This is a genomic window from Desulfotalea psychrophila LSv54 (genome assembly GCF_000025945.1).
GTDB lineage: Bacteria > Desulfobacterota > Desulfobulbia > Desulfobulbales > Desulfocapsaceae > Desulfotalea > Desulfotalea psychrophila.
Map to the genome: position 1 here is coordinate 2,487,841 of NC_006138.1, position 15,606 is coordinate 2,503,446.

At 45.6% G+C, this 15,606-nt stretch carries 18 protein-coding genes; 11 read left to right on the forward strand and 7 right to left on the reverse strand.

What is annotated here, in order from left to right:
* Positions 1-19: 19 nt before the first annotated feature.
* The 4 genes from DP_RS11070 to DP_RS11085 form a co-directional block, all read right to left on the reverse strand.
* Positions 20-1,612 carry an imidazole glycerol phosphate synthase HisHF gene (locus tag DP_RS11070; protein WP_011189408.1) on the reverse strand — a complete coding sequence of 531 codons (1,593 nt, stop codon included), beginning with the start codon at positions 1,610-1,612 and terminating at the stop codon, positions 20-22.
* A gap of 99 nt (positions 1,613-1,711) precedes the next feature.
* The gene (gene cobO, locus DP_RS11075) at positions 1,712-2,230 is read right to left on the reverse strand and encodes a cob(I)yrinic acid a,c-diamide adenosyltransferase (RefSeq protein ID WP_265588553.1); all 519 of its coding nucleotides are present in this window, start codon (positions 2,228-2,230) and stop codon (positions 1,712-1,714) included.
* A gap of 190 nt (positions 2,231-2,420) precedes the next feature.
* On the reverse strand, positions 2,421-2,693 hold the full coding sequence (locus DP_RS11080; RefSeq protein WP_011189410.1) for an HU family DNA-binding protein: 273 nt from the start codon (positions 2,691-2,693) through the stop codon (positions 2,421-2,423).
* A gap of 225 nt (positions 2,694-2,918) precedes the next feature.
* The gene (locus DP_RS11085) at positions 2,919-3,803 is read right to left on the reverse strand and encodes an adenine nucleotide alpha-hydrolase family protein (RefSeq protein ID WP_011189411.1); all 885 of its coding nucleotides are present in this window, start codon (positions 3,801-3,803) and stop codon (positions 2,919-2,921) included.
* A 49-nt stretch (positions 3,804-3,852) separates the two neighbouring features.
* Between DP_RS11085 and pheA the strand changes: the two genes are divergently transcribed.
* On the forward strand, positions 3,853-4,959 hold the full coding sequence (pheA, locus tag DP_RS11090; protein ID WP_011189412.1) for a prephenate dehydratase: 1,107 nt from the start codon (positions 3,853-3,855) through the stop codon (positions 4,957-4,959).
* On the opposite strand, the gene moaA is transcribed toward pheA, so the two are convergent.
* Positions 4,942-5,988 carry a GTP 3',8-cyclase MoaA gene (gene moaA / locus DP_RS11095; RefSeq protein WP_041277921.1) on the reverse strand — a complete coding sequence of 349 codons (1,047 nt, stop codon included), beginning with the start codon at positions 5,986-5,988 and terminating at the stop codon, positions 4,942-4,944. The two genes, pheA and moaA, sit on opposite strands and share 18 nt — an antisense overlap.
* 201 nt (positions 5,989-6,189) lie before the next feature.
* Here moaA and tsaD point away from each other — a divergent pair, with 201 nt between their 5' ends.
* From tsaD to rsmA, 3 genes are read left to right on the forward strand one after another with little or no spacing between them, the layout of a single operon-like run.
* Complete coding sequence (gene tsaD, locus DP_RS11100; protein WP_041277922.1) at positions 6,190-7,203, forward strand: tRNA (adenosine(37)-N6)-threonylcarbamoyltransferase complex transferase subunit TsaD; 1,014 nt, start codon at positions 6,190-6,192, stop codon at positions 7,201-7,203.
* A 6-nt stretch (positions 7,204-7,209) separates the two neighbouring features.
* The gene (locus DP_RS16985) at positions 7,210-7,704 is read left to right on the forward strand and encodes a DUF2062 domain-containing protein (RefSeq protein WP_011189415.1); all 495 of its coding nucleotides are present in this window, start codon (positions 7,210-7,212) and stop codon (positions 7,702-7,704) included.
* 7 nt (positions 7,705-7,711) lie between these two features.
* A complete protein-coding gene (gene rsmA, locus DP_RS11110; RefSeq protein ID WP_011189416.1) occupies positions 7,712-8,599 on the forward strand; it encodes a 16S rRNA (adenine(1518)-N(6)/adenine(1519)-N(6))-dimethyltransferase RsmA in 888 nt (295 codons plus the stop codon).
* A gap of 63 nt (positions 8,600-8,662) precedes the next feature.
* Here the strand turns inward: rsmA and DP_RS11115 are convergent, their stop codons facing one another.
* A complete protein-coding gene (locus DP_RS11115; protein ID WP_011189417.1) occupies positions 8,663-9,178 on the reverse strand; it encodes a hypothetical protein in 516 nt (171 codons plus the stop codon).
* Positions 9,179-9,387: 209 nt separating this feature from the next.
* On the opposite strand from DP_RS11115, the gene DP_RS11120 reads away from it, so the two are divergent.
* From DP_RS11120 to DP_RS11130, 3 genes are all read left to right on the forward strand, one after another.
* On the forward strand, positions 9,388-9,612 hold the full coding sequence (locus DP_RS11120) for an RNA-binding S4 domain-containing protein (protein ID WP_011189418.1): 225 nt from the start codon (positions 9,388-9,390) through the stop codon (positions 9,610-9,612).
* Positions 9,613-9,994: 382 nt separating this feature from the next.
* Positions 9,995-10,288 carry a hypothetical protein gene (locus tag DP_RS11125; RefSeq protein ID WP_156792280.1) on the forward strand — a complete coding sequence of 98 codons (294 nt, stop codon included), beginning with the start codon at positions 9,995-9,997 and terminating at the stop codon, positions 10,286-10,288.
* On the forward strand, positions 10,279-10,704 hold the full coding sequence (locus DP_RS11130; RefSeq protein ID WP_011189420.1) for a hypothetical protein: 426 nt from the start codon (positions 10,279-10,281) through the stop codon (positions 10,702-10,704). The genes DP_RS11125 and DP_RS11130 overlap by 10 nt, the downstream gene beginning before the upstream one ends.
* Before the next feature lie 81 nt (positions 10,705-10,785).
* Here the strand turns inward: DP_RS11130 and DP_RS11135 are convergent, their stop codons facing one another.
* Positions 10,786-11,715, reverse strand: coding sequence for a manganese-dependent inorganic pyrophosphatase (locus DP_RS11135; RefSeq protein WP_041277923.1), 930 nt, complete (start codon positions 11,713-11,715; stop codon positions 10,786-10,788).
* Between the two features lie 277 nt (positions 11,716-11,992).
* Between DP_RS11135 and DP_RS11140 the strand changes: the two genes are divergently transcribed.
* The 4 genes from DP_RS11140 (at position 11,993) to DP_RS11155 (ending at position 15,578) form a co-directional block, all read left to right on the forward strand.
* Positions 11,993-12,925: a hypothetical protein gene (locus DP_RS11140; protein WP_011189422.1), complete on the forward strand. Its 933-nt coding sequence runs from the start codon at positions 11,993-11,995 to the stop codon at positions 12,923-12,925.
* A 4-nt stretch (positions 12,926-12,929) separates the two neighbouring features.
* Positions 12,930-13,616 (forward strand): putative metalloprotease CJM1_0395 family protein, encoded by a 687-nt coding sequence (locus DP_RS11145; protein WP_011189423.1) that lies wholly within the window; start codon positions 12,930-12,932, stop codon positions 13,614-13,616.
* 32 nt (positions 13,617-13,648) lie between these two features.
* A complete protein-coding gene (locus tag DP_RS11150) occupies positions 13,649-14,962 on the forward strand; it encodes a M18 family aminopeptidase (protein WP_011189424.1) in 1,314 nt (437 codons plus the stop codon).
* Between the two features lie 136 nt (positions 14,963-15,098).
* Positions 15,099-15,578, forward strand: coding sequence for a lytic transglycosylase domain-containing protein (locus tag DP_RS11155; protein ID WP_228130140.1), 480 nt, complete (start codon positions 15,099-15,101; stop codon positions 15,576-15,578).
* Positions 15,579-15,606: the final 28 nt, after the last annotated feature.

The following is a 15,606-nucleotide window of genomic DNA, read 5'->3' on the forward strand; positions in this document are numbered from 1 at the left end:
TTATTCAACAGAGGTGTTATCAGCGACAGGAGATTCCTGCCTGCATAAGGGTTGTCTTTACCTCAGAGATTGGAACCTCTTCTCTGTGAAAGATTCCCGCTGCCAGAGCCGCATCGGCATCTGTTTCTCGGAAGACCTCGACAAAATCCCGGGCAGAGCCAGCACCACTGGAGGCAATAACCGGAATGGAGACAGCCTTCTTGACCAGAGAGATCAGTTCAAGCTCAAAACCATCGTTGGTACCATCCTTATCAATACAGTTGAGCAGAATCTCTCCCGCCCCCAGGGCCTCACAGCCCTGCACCAACTGGACAGCATCGAGCTTACTTCCCTCCCGACCGCCCTTAATCGTACACTGATACCAACAGTACTCTTCGCCATTAGGTCCTAAACTCCCTGTTTTAACACAGGTATGAGTAGTCTCGTCCGGGCTTTGTACGTAGACTCTGCGCGGATCTACAGAGATAACAACTGCCTGCACACCATAGACGGCAGAGATCTGTTCGATGGAGCTCTTGCCGCTCTTCTTGCCGGTGGCCAGATATTCCTCAACAATGGCTACGGCATCGGAGCCAATAGATATTTTATCGGCCCCGGATCTGAAATACTGAGCGGCAACGTCAAGGGCAGAGTAATACTTACCATTGCTATCGGTAAAGTCACGGATGCCACCACCAATGGTAAGGGGTACAAATACATTTTCAGAGGCCTTCTGCAGCACCTCAATCATGGGCTGGTCCTCCATGGGAAAATCTCTAAAGCCTGTTATATTGAGGAAAGTTACCTCGTCGGCCCCCTCCTGATAGTAGCGACGGGCAAGATCCACCGGTTTGCCCAGATTTCGCACCTCACCCTCCTGACGAACATCATACTGATCGCCCTTGGTCACAACAAGATCACCGTTATCATTGGAGCGTACATCAAGGCAGGCAATAACACGCTTTGCATGCTCTGTCTTCTTCTCTATCTCAATCGGTACGATTGGAGTCTGCGAGGGCCTCTTCTGGGAGGAGAGGAAATTCTGGAGAAGGTTCAAACCGGCTTGTCCGCTCTTTTCCGGGTGGAACTGAAATGCGGTAACATTTCCCTTTTCCACCGCCGAGATAAAGCGAGTACCGTAATCTGTTGCTGTTAAGGCCCAATCCTCAGGCACAGTATCAAGGGGTGCATGGTAGGAGTGAACAAAATAGAGCTTTTCTTCCTCATAGCCAGCAAAGGAGGGAGATTCTTTGAGGAGATGAATGCCATTCCAGCCAATCTGCGGCACCGATAGGGCCGAGCGCACAAATTTTTTGATCTGCCCCGGCAGGATGCCAAGCCCCGCCACGCCGGGGGTCTCTTCACTGCCTTCAAACAGGGCCTGCAGGGCAACACAGATGCCAAGAAAGGGCTTGTCTTCCTCTATTCTTCGCTTGAGAGGTTCTATATAGCCACGGTCACGCAGGGTGTGCATCACAGAGCCAAAGCTTCCGACCCCCGGAAAGATCAGTTTATCTGCCGTTAAAATATCTTCGGGATGCTGTACCTCTACAATTTCACATCCTAACGCCCGAATAGCATTACGTATACTACGAACATTGCCAGCCCCATAATCCAATAGCGTTACTTTCATCTCTGATACATCCTTTTAACGTAAAAAATAGCTCGAACTAAAGATCATCGCTTCCCTTAAAAAGAGAACCGATACTTCTCAAAATTATCTCAGGTAAGCTTAAAAGTCAAAGCCTGCCTGCGCCTTCACCCCCTGTTTGTAGGGATGCTTAACCTCTTTCATCTCAGTTACCAGATCTGCCTGTTCTATCATCTTCTCCCCTGCATATCTGCCCGTGACAATAATGTGCAGGGAGGGGGGCCTTTCCCCTATTGAACGAAGGATCTCTTCTTCGCTTATCATTGAATAGTGGGCAAGGTAGGTAAGCTCATCAAGAACCAGAAGATCATACTGGTTTGCTTTGATAATTTCCTGGGCAAACGACCATGCCTTACGGGCAACCTCGATATCCTTATCCAGATCTTCACTTTTCCAGGTAAAACCACGGCCCCGGACATGAAAATCTACTCCGGGACAGGAGGTATAGAACTGCTCTTCACCCGTCTGCCAACCACCCTTTATAAACTGAATAACACAAACTTTTTTGCCATGGCCAAGGGCTCTGGCCACATGCCCGAGGGCGGCAGTAGTTTTCCCCTTACCATTTCCTGTGAAAACTGCAAAAATACCCACTGCCATAACGGCCCCCATCTGTTTATGATTTTAGCATAGGCCATAAAAAAAGGAGGTTACTCCCAAGCGGGAACAACCTCCTTACAGAGCAAATCTGTCAAAACCAGCGCCATGCCACTACAAAAAAATGAGCACCACGGCATACTACAAACAAAGCGCTCTTCAGCTAGGGAAGCCTTAGAGGCCAAAGACAATTTTAGTTAATTGCCTCGGACAGCTTGCTTCCAGCTTTAAACTTAGCAATGTTTTTCGCAGGTATTTTAATAACTTCGTTGGTTCTTGGATTTCTTCCGTCACGAGCTTCGCGCTTAGACACTGAAAAAGTTCCAAAGCCTACCAGAGTAACCTTGTCACCTTTCTTCAAAGTCTCGGCAATTGCAGCCAAAGTTCCGTTCAATGCTTTTTCAGCGGCACCCTTGCTGATATCGGCTGCATCTGCAATACTCTCGATAAGTTCCTTTTTGTTCATGAATTCCTCCCAACTAAAAGCTCATTGCGTAATAACAGGAGAACTGATCCTCTCCCATTTTAGAATTGACCTGCTTGAAATTCTTAGTATTTCTAGCAAGGCCAGCTGATTAACTTAAGTGCAAATCACCTTAATTGAATAAATGTCCATATTCAAGCATAAAATGATATTTTAGCTAAGCTATCCCCCGAAAAACCACGATTCTCTATAGGGGAGATGCAAACTCTACGACTGCCTACCGAGACAATCGACGAAGACACTATTAAAACCCATTTTTGTGAAGAATGACAAGGTTTTTTCACGCATATTTCTCTGCATTGCCAGAATAATATCTTTTTCCTGCAGCTGGAGGAGAACCATATCGGCCCGAGGCTGCACTCGACAACCGGAAAAGCCAAGCCCCTGCAAGAATCTTTCACCCTGTTCTATGGAGGTTAACAGGTTCAGGCTAATCTTCGTGCCCCTCTCGATACGAGTTGCCAGGCATGAGTTAGAGCTAAGATTCCAATTAGCTAAGCCATGCTTTTTGGCAAGAAGACGAATTTCACCTTTGACCAGGCCTACCTCGGCAAGTGGTCGCGCTACCTCTTCCTCGATAAGGGCCTGAAGCCCGGGTCTATCCGCCTCTAAATCGCTTTTATTGGTGCCGTCAAGTAACTGGATTAATACTTCCCCTTGGCCACTGGATAGAGAGGTCTTAAGGGCTCTATACATATTTTTCTTACAAATATAACAACGCTCCCTGCCATTATTAACAAATTGATTCCACTGCATGGGGTCAAGGATAAGCTTATGAGCCACACAGGAGTTGCCAAATTGCAGGGCCAAAAAGGCATCTACTCTTTTTGCAAAAAATTCATCCTGCAGGGAAGAAATAACAGTTACAACATGCACCTTTGACGGGCCCAGCGCCTGTCTCGCTGCATGGAGAAGAAAGCTTGAATCAATCCCGCCAGAAAAGGCAACAGCCACCTGAGGGTATTTTTTTATTGTCTGCAACAACCTTCTATATTTTTCTTCCATAATCATCCCCTTGGCCAAGATATTGCCACTTGGCCGTCTGCAAATATGCTTGACATAGCTGGAGCTATCCCCTAATCTGACTGGCATAATAATATCTTATAAGCTCTTTTAAAAATGGTCATTAAATTACGGTAATATGAAACAAGACTCCAATATACCAAAGGTACGAGAATCCATAGATACAATTGATAATAGTATCTTGGAATTACTTAAAAAACGAATCGGTCTCGCTAAGGAGATTGGTAGACTCAAAAGCGAAGATAACAGGTCAAAATGGGATCCTCTCAGAGAACGTGAGATCTATGAACGACTTATCACCAGTAATGAGGGTGATTTTCCAGATGAATCACTTCGCTCGATCTTTCATGAAATAATAACCACCTGCAGACTATCGCAAAAAAAAGCAGTGGTAGCCTATCTCGGGCCGGAGGCCACCTTTTCTCACCTTGCCGGAGTAAAGTACTTTGGTCACTCTACAGACTATAAACCCCTTGAAACCATTGACGAGGTGTTTGCCGAGGTGGAAAAAGGCCGGGTTCAGTACGGTATAGTTCCGGTGGAGAACTCAATTGAAGGGGCCGTTTTCTCCACCCTCGATTCTTTTATGAAGTACAAGATTAAGATCTGTGGAGAGATGCAACTGGCCATCTCCCATAATCTTGTCTGTAAATCTGGAAATATCGAGGATATTCAGACGGTAGCCTCCCACAATCAACCCCTTGCCCAGTGTCGGGATTGGTTACGTAAGCATCTGCCCAACACCCCCACCCTGCCTGTCTTCTCCACGGGTCTTGCCGCAAAAATGGCGGCTGATAATCCCAATATAGGGGCAATAGCATCCTCTCTTGCCATCAGCACCTACGATCTTCAGGTCGTGGTTAAGGGCATTGAGGATTATGAGGGAAATACTACCCGGTTCTTAATCATTGGTAAGGAGTCACCGGGCATCAGCGGCCGCGATCGCACCTCCCTTCTCATTGGCCTGATGGATCGACCTGGAGCCCTTAATGAGATACTGTCAGTTCTCTCAGAAGAGGGCATCAACCTGGCCAAGATTGAATCCCGACCAATCAAGGGTAAACAGTGGAAGTACCTATTCTTCCTTGATATGATTGGCCATATAGAGGATGAGCAGATCAAGAGGGGCTGTGCCCGTCTCAAGCAGGAGTGCTCATATTTCGAATGGCTCGGTTCCTACCCGCAGGACGAGAATAGCCTCGAGTATTCACCCGCCAATCCGTGACATTTGGCCACTGCACTTTTCGCCATCTTCCGGGCCATTTCCATCAAAGGAGTGGCCCTTTGGTTTAGTGAGCACTGATTTTCGAATTATTGCCATTAACTCCTCATCGCTGCCACCGGTCCGGATAACCGACTTGAGATCTAACTCTTTATCGTTAAGCAGACAGGATCTTAATTTACCTTCAGAGGTAAGACGCAGACGATTACACTGGTCACAGAAATGATGGCTGAGTGGACTGATAAAACCAATCTTGCCTGTTCTGCCATCTGCAGACGATATATCATACATTTTTGCAGGTCCTGCTCCCTTTGCATGGTTACAGGGGGTTAACTGGGCTACGGTTTTTATATCTGCAATAATATCATCGACGGAGATAAATCGCTCCTTTTTCCAGCTGGTGGATTCCCCCATGGGCATGAACTCTATAAAACGGACCTCAAAGTTGCGATCGAGGGCCAACTGGGCAAAATTTACAAATTCATCACTGTTGACGCCCTGCATGGCAACCACGTTTATTTTAATGCAAAAGCCCAGCTCTTCCGCAGCGCAAATGCCCCGCCATACTTGAGCAAAGAGGTCCCGTTTAGTGATTTCGAAGAATTTTTTCGCCTGAAGAGAATCAAGGGATATATTAAGTTGTCGCACTCCATACTGCCAGAGTCTCTCTGCATAATCGGCTAGCAAAACACCATTGGTGGTAAGCGACAGTTGCTCAAGGCCCCTATCTTTTTTAAGCTCTTGAATAAACTCAAGGACACCTCGTCTAACCAGTGGCTCGCCACCGGTTAGACGAATCTTCCGTATACCCATGGCAGTTGCCAAGCGGCTTACCCGGAGAATTTCTTCGTAGGTTAAAAGGTCTGCATGCTGTAGAATAACACCTGTTGTCGTATGTCTACCATCTTCATCCTCTGGCATACAGTAGATACAACGGAGGTTGCAACGGTCCGTTAAGGATATTCTTAAATAGGAAATATTACGGTCATATTTATCCACAAGAGGCAGTGGGGAAGGCTGTTGTTTGAGCACGATTTTTATTTCTCCTATACATGGGCAGGGGTAAAAGTTGACTTGCAAAGTACTCGCCAATATACTTTCATCCTTGATTTGATAATAAGCATATAGTACAGGATTGTTCTTAACGCTAGTGCATTTGAATTTCTTTTTAGAGAGATTTTTTTTTACAAAGATAGCCGGAATACATTTCATATGTATTCCAGGAAGATAAATATGATAATATTAGGCATAGAAAGTTCCTGTGATGACACCTCTGCAGCCGTTGTAATAGACGGAACGGCAATACAGTCAAACGTCATCAGTGGTCAGGAAGAAATTCATAATTGTTTTGGAGGTGTTGTCCCTGAACTTGCCTCCAGAAGTCATCTCAGCGCCATCCAACCCGTTGTTGAAAAGGCCCTGTCTGACGCTAAGATCAGCCTTGATGATATTGATCTCATTGCTACCACCCAGGGGCCGGGATTGAGTGGCTCGCTGTTGGTGGGCTATTCCTACGCTAAATCCCTCTCTCTGGTGAAAAAGATTCCCTTTGTCGGAGTAGATCATATGGCAGGTCATGCTCTTGCCATCCTCTTGGAGGAAGAGACCCCAGATTTTCCCTTTATCGCCCTCACCGCCTCCGGTGGCACCTCGTCAATTTTTTTGGTGAAGAGTAGTACGGATTTTGAGCTTCTGGGGCGCACCCGCGATGATGCAGCAGGCGAGGCCTTTGACAAGGTTGCCAAGGTCCTGGGCCTTCCCTATCCGGGAGGTCCCCATATCGCAGCCCATGCAGAGACGGGCGATGAAAAAAGTATCAAATTCCCCAGAGCATGGCTGGATAAGGATGGTTTTGACTTCAGCTTTAGTGGCTTGAAGACAGCTGTTCTTAATTATCACAATAAAATTGTGCAAAAAAATGGTAGTATTACAAAAGAAGAAAGGGCTGATATCTGTGCCTCTTTCCAACAGGCTGTTATAGATGTTTTAGTGACTAAAACTATTAATGCAGCAAGGACACATGGTATTTCAACAGTCGTCCTCGGTGGAGGGGTCTCCTCCAACAGGGCCCTGCGCCTGGCCTTTTCCCATGAGTGCGATAAATGTAAGCTTCAATTTTTTGTTCCGGCAGCAAAGCTCTGTACAGACAATGCAGCAATGATTGCCGTTGCCGGCTATCATAAATACCTGCGTTTTGGACCTGGTAATCTAAGCGATGACGTTTATTCACGTTCACAACTGGGATAGGTCTGAATGAATTTAAAACGTACTGGCAGATATTTTTTTCTTCGAATAATACGGTTAAGAGGAAAACCTTATTTTGTGGCAGGCGGCATTTTTTGGGGGATTTTTATCGGTTTGACACCCATTGTCCCCCTGCATACCATCATAATAATTGCGCTTACCCTTGCAACGAGAACCTCTACCGCTGCCGGTATTATTTTCAGTTGGCTTGCCTGCAACCCCTTAACCTTTTTTCCCATCTATTATCTTTCTGTTTATTTCGGAAATAAAGTAACCCCGTACCACTTAGATTCAGCGAAGATCTATTCTATTATGAAGATGTTTGAGCAGGCAGATGGCTTTATTGCCTCAATCTATATTCTCCTTGATCAGGGTTATCAAACCATTACCCTGCTTGTTGCCGGCGGAGCGGTATTTGCCCTTCCCCTCGGCTTGATGGGTTACTTTATTTCCTTAAAAATTTTTTCTATAACACAACAAAAAAGGACCTCTGACAGAGGTTAGAGATATTATGAGTAGTTACGGAAGAACCCGCACCGACCTTAAGAAACATAAGCTTGCTCCCAAAAAACGCTTTGGGCAAAACTTTCTTGTCCATAAACAGACAGCAGAGGCCATTGTCCGCGCAGGCGAGGTAGGCGAAGACGATATCATTACAGAAATTGGTGTTGGTCTCGGAGCCCTGACGGTGCCCATGGCCCATCAGGCCAAACATGTCTATGGCATAGAAATTGACAATGGTATTATTAAATACCACGAAGAGGAACAGGATTTACCTGATAATGTTACCCTTATTCATCAGGATGTGCTTAAGGTAGGTTTTGGCGACCTTGCGGAAAAATGCGGTGGCAAGCTCAAAATTCTGGCGAATTTGCCCTACTCCATATCCCATCCGCTTATATTTAAACTCATTGAGCACAGGGATATCATACCCACTGCAACCATCATGTTGCAGGAGGAGGTGGCAGACCGTCTCCTGGCCAAGCCTGGTACCAAGGAATATGGTATTCCTACAATTCTTCTCGGCTGCTGTGCCTCCATCAAAAAGAAGATGGTGCTGAAGCCGGCAGAATTTCATCCGCGACCAAAGATTGACTCTGCGGTTATTACAGTCGATTTTACTAAACCGCCAGAGCTCCCTGAGTACAATAAAGAATTGCTCAGCCGCGTTGTCCGGAGCGCCTTCAGTCAGCGTCGTAAGACCATCCTTAACACCTTGAGCTCCGCATCATTTTTCTTTGCTGAAAAAGAAAATAAGGCCAAAAATAAAGCGATGACTGAAAAGACTATTGAAAAGGCGGGATTTGCCGTTAGCCTCCGGCCGGAGGTACTTTCCATCCAAGACTTTGTTCGGCTTACCACCGTCTTTGAGCAGGAAATGAACAGGACAGAAGAATAATTCTACAAAGTGGTACGGGGACATTTTTAGCTGAGCTAAAAATGTCCCCAAAGATTCTGCATATTACTTCTTCTCTTCACGCTCACCAAAGGGCGTTAAGTGGTGGGCGGCAGCAATGTCATAGGTTACGTAAAAATTTGCATAGGTTTTACCATAGGATGATCCCGAACCATTTTTCAGCACAACCAGACAGGTCTTACTTGGTTTAGTAAAGGCCAGCATGACCTTATCGTAATCAGCCTCACCCACAAGATTCCAGCCCTTGTCTGCCATGGAGTTAGCAATATAATCGCGCAGAGAATGTAATTCTACCTTGCCCACATATTCATAAACTCCGCCCCGAAACGAACCTGTCCGAATGGCCATATTCTTTCCCTGCTTCATTTCAATGGGCAATTCGATATCCTCGTAACCGGCCAAAGATGCAGAAATTGGTGTCAACTCTTCATCGGAAATAGGCGGAGCCATTTCAGAGCCGGACTGTTGATTCTTCCAGTTATTACATCCGCCCAGAAACAAAAAACTCACGGCGCATAAGCAAATAATATTTTTTTTCAGAATAAAAATTGAACTAGCCATAATTAACCCCCACATGGTATTTATAAACACTTGTAATAAGAAACTTAGATAGGAAGAGCGCCGGTAGAAATTACAGCGCCCCACCACACAATCCTTCCATTAGAAATGGTAGTTGAATTCTGCCTCATTGTCGAGATTTTTTATATAAAATATAAAAACATTACGGGGCTATGCCACTAATTTAAGGCTATTTTAAAACAGGGACAAATATGAATCAAGAAGTAACAGATGTTGTAGTAAGCGAACTCCCCATCCGCCTGGGCCAGTTCTTGAAACTAGCCAGTGCCGTGCAGGATGGATTTGAAGCAAAAATACATATCCAGGCAGGAACTGTCGAGGTAAACGGTGAAGTAGAAACACGACGAGGTTGCCAGCTTGCTCAAGATGACCTCGTTAGCTTTGATGGCCAGAGCTATAGACTCGTAATCAAATAATATCTCATTTATATTTATAACAGGAGGTTATATGCGGTTTTTTTCTATTTTTTGCTCTCTTTTTGCGGTGTTTCTCTATCATGCGCCGGCAAACGCAACAGCAAGTCAAGATATACGGGTCATATTTAGCAGCAATCTCCTGGGCCAGATAGGTAATACTGGCTGAGCGATAAATAAGCTAGGCGGTCTGTCTAGGCATGCGTCACTCTTAAATAAACTCACTGCAGATTCAAGCAAGATCCCTATTATTGTTGAATCGGGCAATCTACTCTTTAAAACATCCCAGAGTTCAAAAAACACTCTGGCCCAAAAAAAGGCGCGAAAAATTGCCCGTGCCTTTAGAAAGATGGGCTATACAGCTATTTGTGCAGGAAGTTTTGACTTGGCTGGCCACTATGCCGAAAGCATTGCCTTACCTCAAAATTCACAGATGCCATTTATTTCACTGAATATTGTGGGAGATGGGGAAAAAACATTCTTTACCCCATATACCACGGTAAAGGCGGGGAATCTTAATATTGGCATTACCGCCCTGAGCAAAAAGACCAAGGGTAAAGATCGGTTACTGGTTGATTCATGGCGGGCGGTACTGAAAAAACAGCTTCCTCTTATGAAGAAAAAGTTTGATTTTATCATTCTCCTCTCCGAGCTTTCCACCAGGAGAACATGGAAATAGCCAAATTTTACCCCGGGATAAACGTTATTATTAGTAGTGACCCCAAAATAAATAATCTCTCGCCAAGCCTTGTTGGCAAGACACTTATTACCCAGACCAAGACCATGGGACAATATCTCGGTGTGCTCGACATAACCCTCTCACCAAAAATAACTTGGAAGAGCAACTATTTTGCCCTTAATAATCTGGAGCGTAAAAAACAGATAAACGCCCACAAGATAAAAAGCATGCAAAAACAGGGGGGAAGTCAGGCAGAGTTAGGCCTCCTGCAAGAGGAACAGGCAGGGATACCGGCACAGATGAAAAAATTGCAACAAAGACTGAAGCAGCAGAAGGGCTCCAGCTATCAGGTAGAATTTGTACCTGTTTCGGAAATGCTCTTCGAAGATTCCGTCGTCAAGGCTATCATCGACTAACTTTTCACAATACAATCTGACAAAAAAAAGGGGGCTGATGCAATGCATCAGCCCCTTTTTCATACTACGGTCTAGAACTGATTAACAACCAAAGGCCTTCTGTAAATTAGGAACGGTCTGCTTCTTACGACTCATCATTCCCTCAATCCACATGGCGCTCATCTCAAGTGTACCAGCAAAGGCACCCTCAATAAGAGCCGGATCATCGGAGAGAACAACCAGATCAGTTCCCTCTTTAACCACATCGGTAAGCATTAGCAGAACAGAGTGACGACCATCAGCTTTTACCTCTTCCATGGCGGCCAGCAGATCAGCACGAATGGAAGCAACCTGCTCAAGGTTGGCAAGCTCAAGTTGACCTATTCCTACCTTCTTACCGTTCATCTCAAAATCTTTATAGTCACGGAAGAGAAGATCTTTGGCAGGCACACCGTCAACCGAAGACTTAGCCTCAAGCATCGCCATAAAAAGCTCTTCAGTATCCTCAACTTTTGCCACAGCCTTAAGATCAGCAACGGCAATCTTATCATCCTCTGTACAGGTTGGGGATTTAAAGTTTACGGTATCACTTAAGATTGCGCTCAGCATTCCTGCCGCTACTGCCTGAGGAATTGCCACACCTGCCTCTTTATACATCTTGTTCAAAATAGTACCAGTACAGCCCACAGGCTCTGCCCGAAAAAGAATTGGACTGTTGGTGGTCAAATCACCAACCTTATGGTGATCGACAACAGCTACAACATTTGCCGTGGCGAGATTAGCAGGTCCTTGGTTCAGATCACTAAAATCTACCAAAGCCACATCCTGTCCCGCCACATCACCGATCTCTTCTGGGGCCGCAAGGCCAAAGCGAGCCAAAAGCATAGCTGACTCGGGATTAAGGTCAGCTGCAGCACTTTGCATACATGCCTGAGCTTCCTGGCCCTGAGCGTTGAGCAGGGTAGCAAAGGCAATTGCAGAAAATACCGAGTCAGTATCAGGATTAGAGTGTCCTACTACGGAAATAGTCATGGGTGTTCCTCCAGTAAAAAATGAAAACAAAATAGGTTAAAAATCTACTTACAATATAAAAACAGAGCTCAAGGTCTGTTTACAATTTTTTCATTCCACTTCATAATTTAAAATAGTGGGTTAGAGGAGATGGGTCAAGGACAAAAAGTCATTTCCTAACTCTTCATACGTGTTTTCCTAAATCATATTTAAATCTTATAAAGATCCGTGACTTAAAAAAAAAATTACAGTACACTGCACAGGATATTTTTCAAATATAAAGATAAGGAATAGGTACATGGAAGAGCAAACAAAACAAACAGGAAGCACCTTTAAAAAGATAGGTGTTGCAGCTATTATCTCCCTCGCCATTATCTGCGCCATCGTCTGGTATTTTAGCAGAGAAACAGCAACTTCTCTGCAGGAATCGTCTCCGCTTAAGGCAGTAGCCACTGACATAAAGACAGAGGCAACAGATCAAGCAGATACAGTAGAGAGTTCAGTTCTCCTCGCTCCTGACAATATAGAGACCATTGCGGGGGAAAATATATCCCTCCCAGAACAAGTTGAAATTGCTGAAAAGCAACAGGCCAAGCCAGAAGCTCTTACCATTTATCAGGCCACAAGCCAACTGAACACCTTTTTCTCCCAACTCGATAAAGAGACCTATATAGAGAAACGCCAACTCAGCCAGGGCAGCAAGGCTCATTTTAGCAAGCTACTGCAGGATATTGTCGACAACCCCCCCGTTATCACAGGAGAATCCGATGATCTCTTTACCCTTCTGCAAAATACGGCTCATTTCTATCGAGTACTTGGTGGGAAAAATATTTCTTTGATCAAAGAGGTATTAGATAAAGAGAACAATCAAGTAGAGTCAGTAGCCGCGGATCTCTACCTCATCCTCCAACAGCCAGATACCCTTAAAGAGCAGTATGGGGTCAGCCTGCCCCCAACAGCCCTCTACGACTATGGTTGCTTTTTTCTCAATACCTTGGGGGGAAGACTCTATATGTTTCGCCGGGATCTTGATCTACGCACTATTCTCAGCTACTATGCTCTCTTTTTTGTTCATCAGGCAGAGGAGAAGGGCCTTAACCGTCATGGTATTGATATTAGACCTTTTCTCGAAAAGACCATCAAAGAACTTGAAACCCATGGGCAAAATATACAGAGACGCGATTACTATCTTGAAAATCTCTATATGCTAGAGAAAAACCTGGAACAGTAGCCATATGGATAAGCTCTCACTCTCTTCTCAAGAAGCTTTTATTGGTAACAAGCAGTTACAGTCAATAAACAAAAGCCAAACAAGGGCAGGAGAAGAAAAAAATTCAGAGGAGGGGTCCCACCGAGACAGGGTAGAACTCTCTGAAGAGGGCAAGGCTCTGGCCAAGGCAGGTATCGCCCAAGAGTTGACCTTTACTGACCTGCAAAAGGTACAAAAATTACAAAAACGGGATACCGAGGTACAGGTACACGAACAGGCCCATCTGGCCGCCGCCGGTGGTTATGCCCGGGGCGGTGCAAATTTGAGCTATGAAAAAGGCCCCGATGGCAAATCCTATGCGGTAGAGGGTTCTGTTCAGATTGACACCAGTCAGGAAAAAACCCCTGAGGCAACGATTAGTAAGATGCGCACCGTTCGTCAGGCCGCCCTTGCCCCGGCAAATCCCTCCGGGGCCGATAAACAGGTAGCAGCTCAGGCGACAGCAAAGGAGCAGAGAGCCCGGGAAGAGCTTGCTAAAAAAGATAGGGAAAACGGTTCATTAGGTAAAGCTGCTGAGCCAGGGGCAGACAAGCATGGTGAACCGCTTGCTGAGTCCTCTAAGCAGGCAGCGCCCCCTCAGCATAGAACACGATTAATGGTTCAGGCATATACTGCAACACCGGCAAATGAGTCGCTCTCTCTCATTGCCTAAATCCCCTTCTAACACGATAGAACACAACAATCATGAACGACTTCCGTCAGCATGCTCAGAACCTTATAGACTTTATCTCCTCCTCACCAACTGCCTTCCATGCCACCGCCACAATACGGCAGATGCTTCAGGCCAATGGCTTTTGTCAGCTATTCGAGGGAGAGAGCTGGGATCTCCAACAGGGGACAGGATACTTTGTCGTCCGAGACCAGGGAGCCCTGATCGCCTTTACCTTGGGACAGGAAGAGCGTCTGGAAGATGGATTTAGAATGCTCGGTGCTCATACCGACAGCCCCAGCCTTCAGCTTAAGCCTCACCCTCTTCATCATAAAAAAAGCTACTGCAAGCTGGCGGTAGAACTCTATGGCGGTGCCCTGTTGGCCACTTGGTTTGATCGTGATCTCTCTATTGCCGGTCGGGTACTCGTTCGTAGCGGGGAGGGGGAGTACCAAAAAATACTCCTTGATTTTGCTCGTCCTCTGCTCTGTATTCCAAGTCTGGCTATTCATCTGGACAGAGAGGCCAATAAGAACAGGAGTATTAACTCTCAAAAAGAGTTGGAGCCGCTCCTGAGCCAAAAAATTAATGCGGGTCTTCCCGATTTCAACACCATCCTCAAAAAGCAGATAGAGAGGGAGTATCCGGCCATTAGCGTGGAGGAGATCCTCTCCTTTGATCTTTTCTGCTATGATCAGCAGAAACCATCCCTTCTCGGGCTGGAAGAGGAGTTTATGGTCACCAGTCGCCTTGACAATCAGTTAAGCTGTCATGCCGGTGCCAGAGCTATCATAGATGCAGGTTTTGCCAAAAACACCATGCTCCTCTGCTTTAACCATGAAGAAAATGGCTCCGTTTCCACCAGCGGTGGCGATAGCTCTTTTGTTAATACAGTAATTGAGCGTATCATAGCAGAGCCTGAAAAGAGACATATCGCCCTGGCCCGCTCTTTTTTAATCTCCATGGATAATGCCCACGCAACTCATCCAAATTATCCGGAAAAGTCAGAGGAAAATCACAATATTGATCTCAACTATGGTCCTGTCATAAAGATAAATGCTAACCAACGCTATGCCACCAGCGCCATAAGTGCCGGCATCTATAAGGCAATAGCCCGGGAGGCGGGTGTCCCCTGTCAGGAGTTTGTCATGAAAAGCGACATGCCCTGCGGCTCTACCATTGGCCCCATGATCTCAGCTCGACTCGGGGTAAGGACCATTGATGTTGGTGCGGCAAGCTTTGCCATGCACTCCATTAGAGAGATGACCGGGGTCAAGGATCCCTATCTTCTCTACCGGGTCGCAGCCCATTTTTTACAATCTGATATACACCATAAAATTCATGAATAGATTGCTTCATCTTATGCTGTTACAGCCTGTAATAATTCTCTTGTTCCTCTTGCTACCTGTCGCAGGGCAGGCTGAATTGCAACACTATGTCAAAAAATACCAGAGGGTCAACGTTCCCGAGGTTTTCCTTAATAAAATGGAATCATATGACCATCTGGTAAAATATTTTTCCTCTTTTGCCTATTTCGTTCCCCGCCATCAGGTAAACCCCTATTTTATTCACGCCCTCATCCTTGCCGAGTCAAGTGCAAATCCACGGGCCATCTCTCCGGAAAAAGCATATGGTCTTGGCCAAATTATCCTCTCCACAGCCAGGATTGCAGGACGTGAACTGGCAGACTCTGGTATAGAGTTTAAATATATCCGTGAAAGTAGACTGAAAAACCTGCGGAGAAATGATCTCTTTAACCCCGCTATCAATATTCTCCTCACCTGTTACCTTATTGCAAAATATAATTATAAGTTTAATGGTCAGCTGGAACTGGTCATCACTGCCTGGAATGCCGGAGAGTACAGCAAATATCTCTATCATGGCAAGCACGCCCCCTATAAAGAGACAGAAAATCTTATTGGCAAAGTAAATGGCTACTATAACTACCTTTTAAAGAACAGATAGATATCTGCTCTTTTTTCTGCTATTCTGT

Excerpts from the sequence above, each read along its gene's own strand:
- cobO (WP_265588553.1), bottom strand. The coding sequence starts at position 2,230 with ATGGCAGTGGGTATTTTTGCAGTTTTCACAGGAAATGGTAAGGGGAAA.
- DP_RS11130 (WP_011189420.1), top strand. The coding sequence starts at position 10,279 with ATGGAAATAGCCAAATTTTACCCCGGGATAAACGTTATTATTAGTAGT.
- DP_RS11115 (WP_011189417.1), bottom strand. The coding sequence starts at position 9,178 with ATGGCTAGTTCAATTTTTATTCTGAAAAAAAATATTATTTGCTTATGC.
- DP_RS11145 (WP_011189423.1), top strand. The coding sequence starts at position 12,930 with ATGGATAAGCTCTCACTCTCTTCTCAAGAAGCTTTTATTGGTAACAAG.
- DP_RS11155 (WP_228130140.1), top strand. The coding sequence starts at position 15,099 with ATGGAATCATATGACCATCTGGTAAAATATTTTTCCTCTTTTGCCTAT.
- DP_RS11140 (WP_011189422.1), top strand. The coding sequence starts at position 11,993 with ATGGAAGAGCAAACAAAACAAACAGGAAGCACCTTTAAAAAGATAGGT.
- pheA (WP_011189412.1), top strand. The coding sequence starts at position 3,853 with ATGAAACAAGACTCCAATATACCAAAGGTACGAGAATCCATAGATACA.
- DP_RS11070 (WP_011189408.1), bottom strand. The coding sequence starts at position 1,612 with ATGAAAGTAACGCTATTGGATTATGGGGCTGGCAATGTTCGTAGTATA.
- DP_RS11080 (WP_011189410.1), bottom strand. The coding sequence starts at position 2,693 with ATGAACAAAAAGGAACTTATCGAGAGTATTGCAGATGCAGCCGATATC.
- rsmA (WP_011189416.1), top strand. The coding sequence starts at position 7,712 with ATGAGTAGTTACGGAAGAACCCGCACCGACCTTAAGAAACATAAGCTT.
- DP_RS11135 (WP_041277923.1), bottom strand. The coding sequence starts at position 11,715 with ATGACTATTTCCGTAGTAGGACACTCTAATCCTGATACTGACTCGGTA.
- DP_RS11085 (WP_011189411.1), bottom strand. The coding sequence starts at position 3,803 with ATGCCAGTCAGATTAGGGGATAGCTCCAGCTATGTCAAGCATATTTGC.
- DP_RS11150 (WP_011189424.1), top strand. The coding sequence starts at position 13,649 with ATGAACGACTTCCGTCAGCATGCTCAGAACCTTATAGACTTTATCTCC.
- DP_RS16985 (WP_011189415.1), top strand. The coding sequence starts at position 7,210 with ATGAATTTAAAACGTACTGGCAGATATTTTTTTCTTCGAATAATACGG.
- DP_RS11120 (WP_011189418.1), top strand. The coding sequence starts at position 9,388 with ATGAATCAAGAAGTAACAGATGTTGTAGTAAGCGAACTCCCCATCCGC.
- tsaD (WP_041277922.1), top strand. The coding sequence starts at position 6,190 with ATGATAATATTAGGCATAGAAAGTTCCTGTGATGACACCTCTGCAGCC.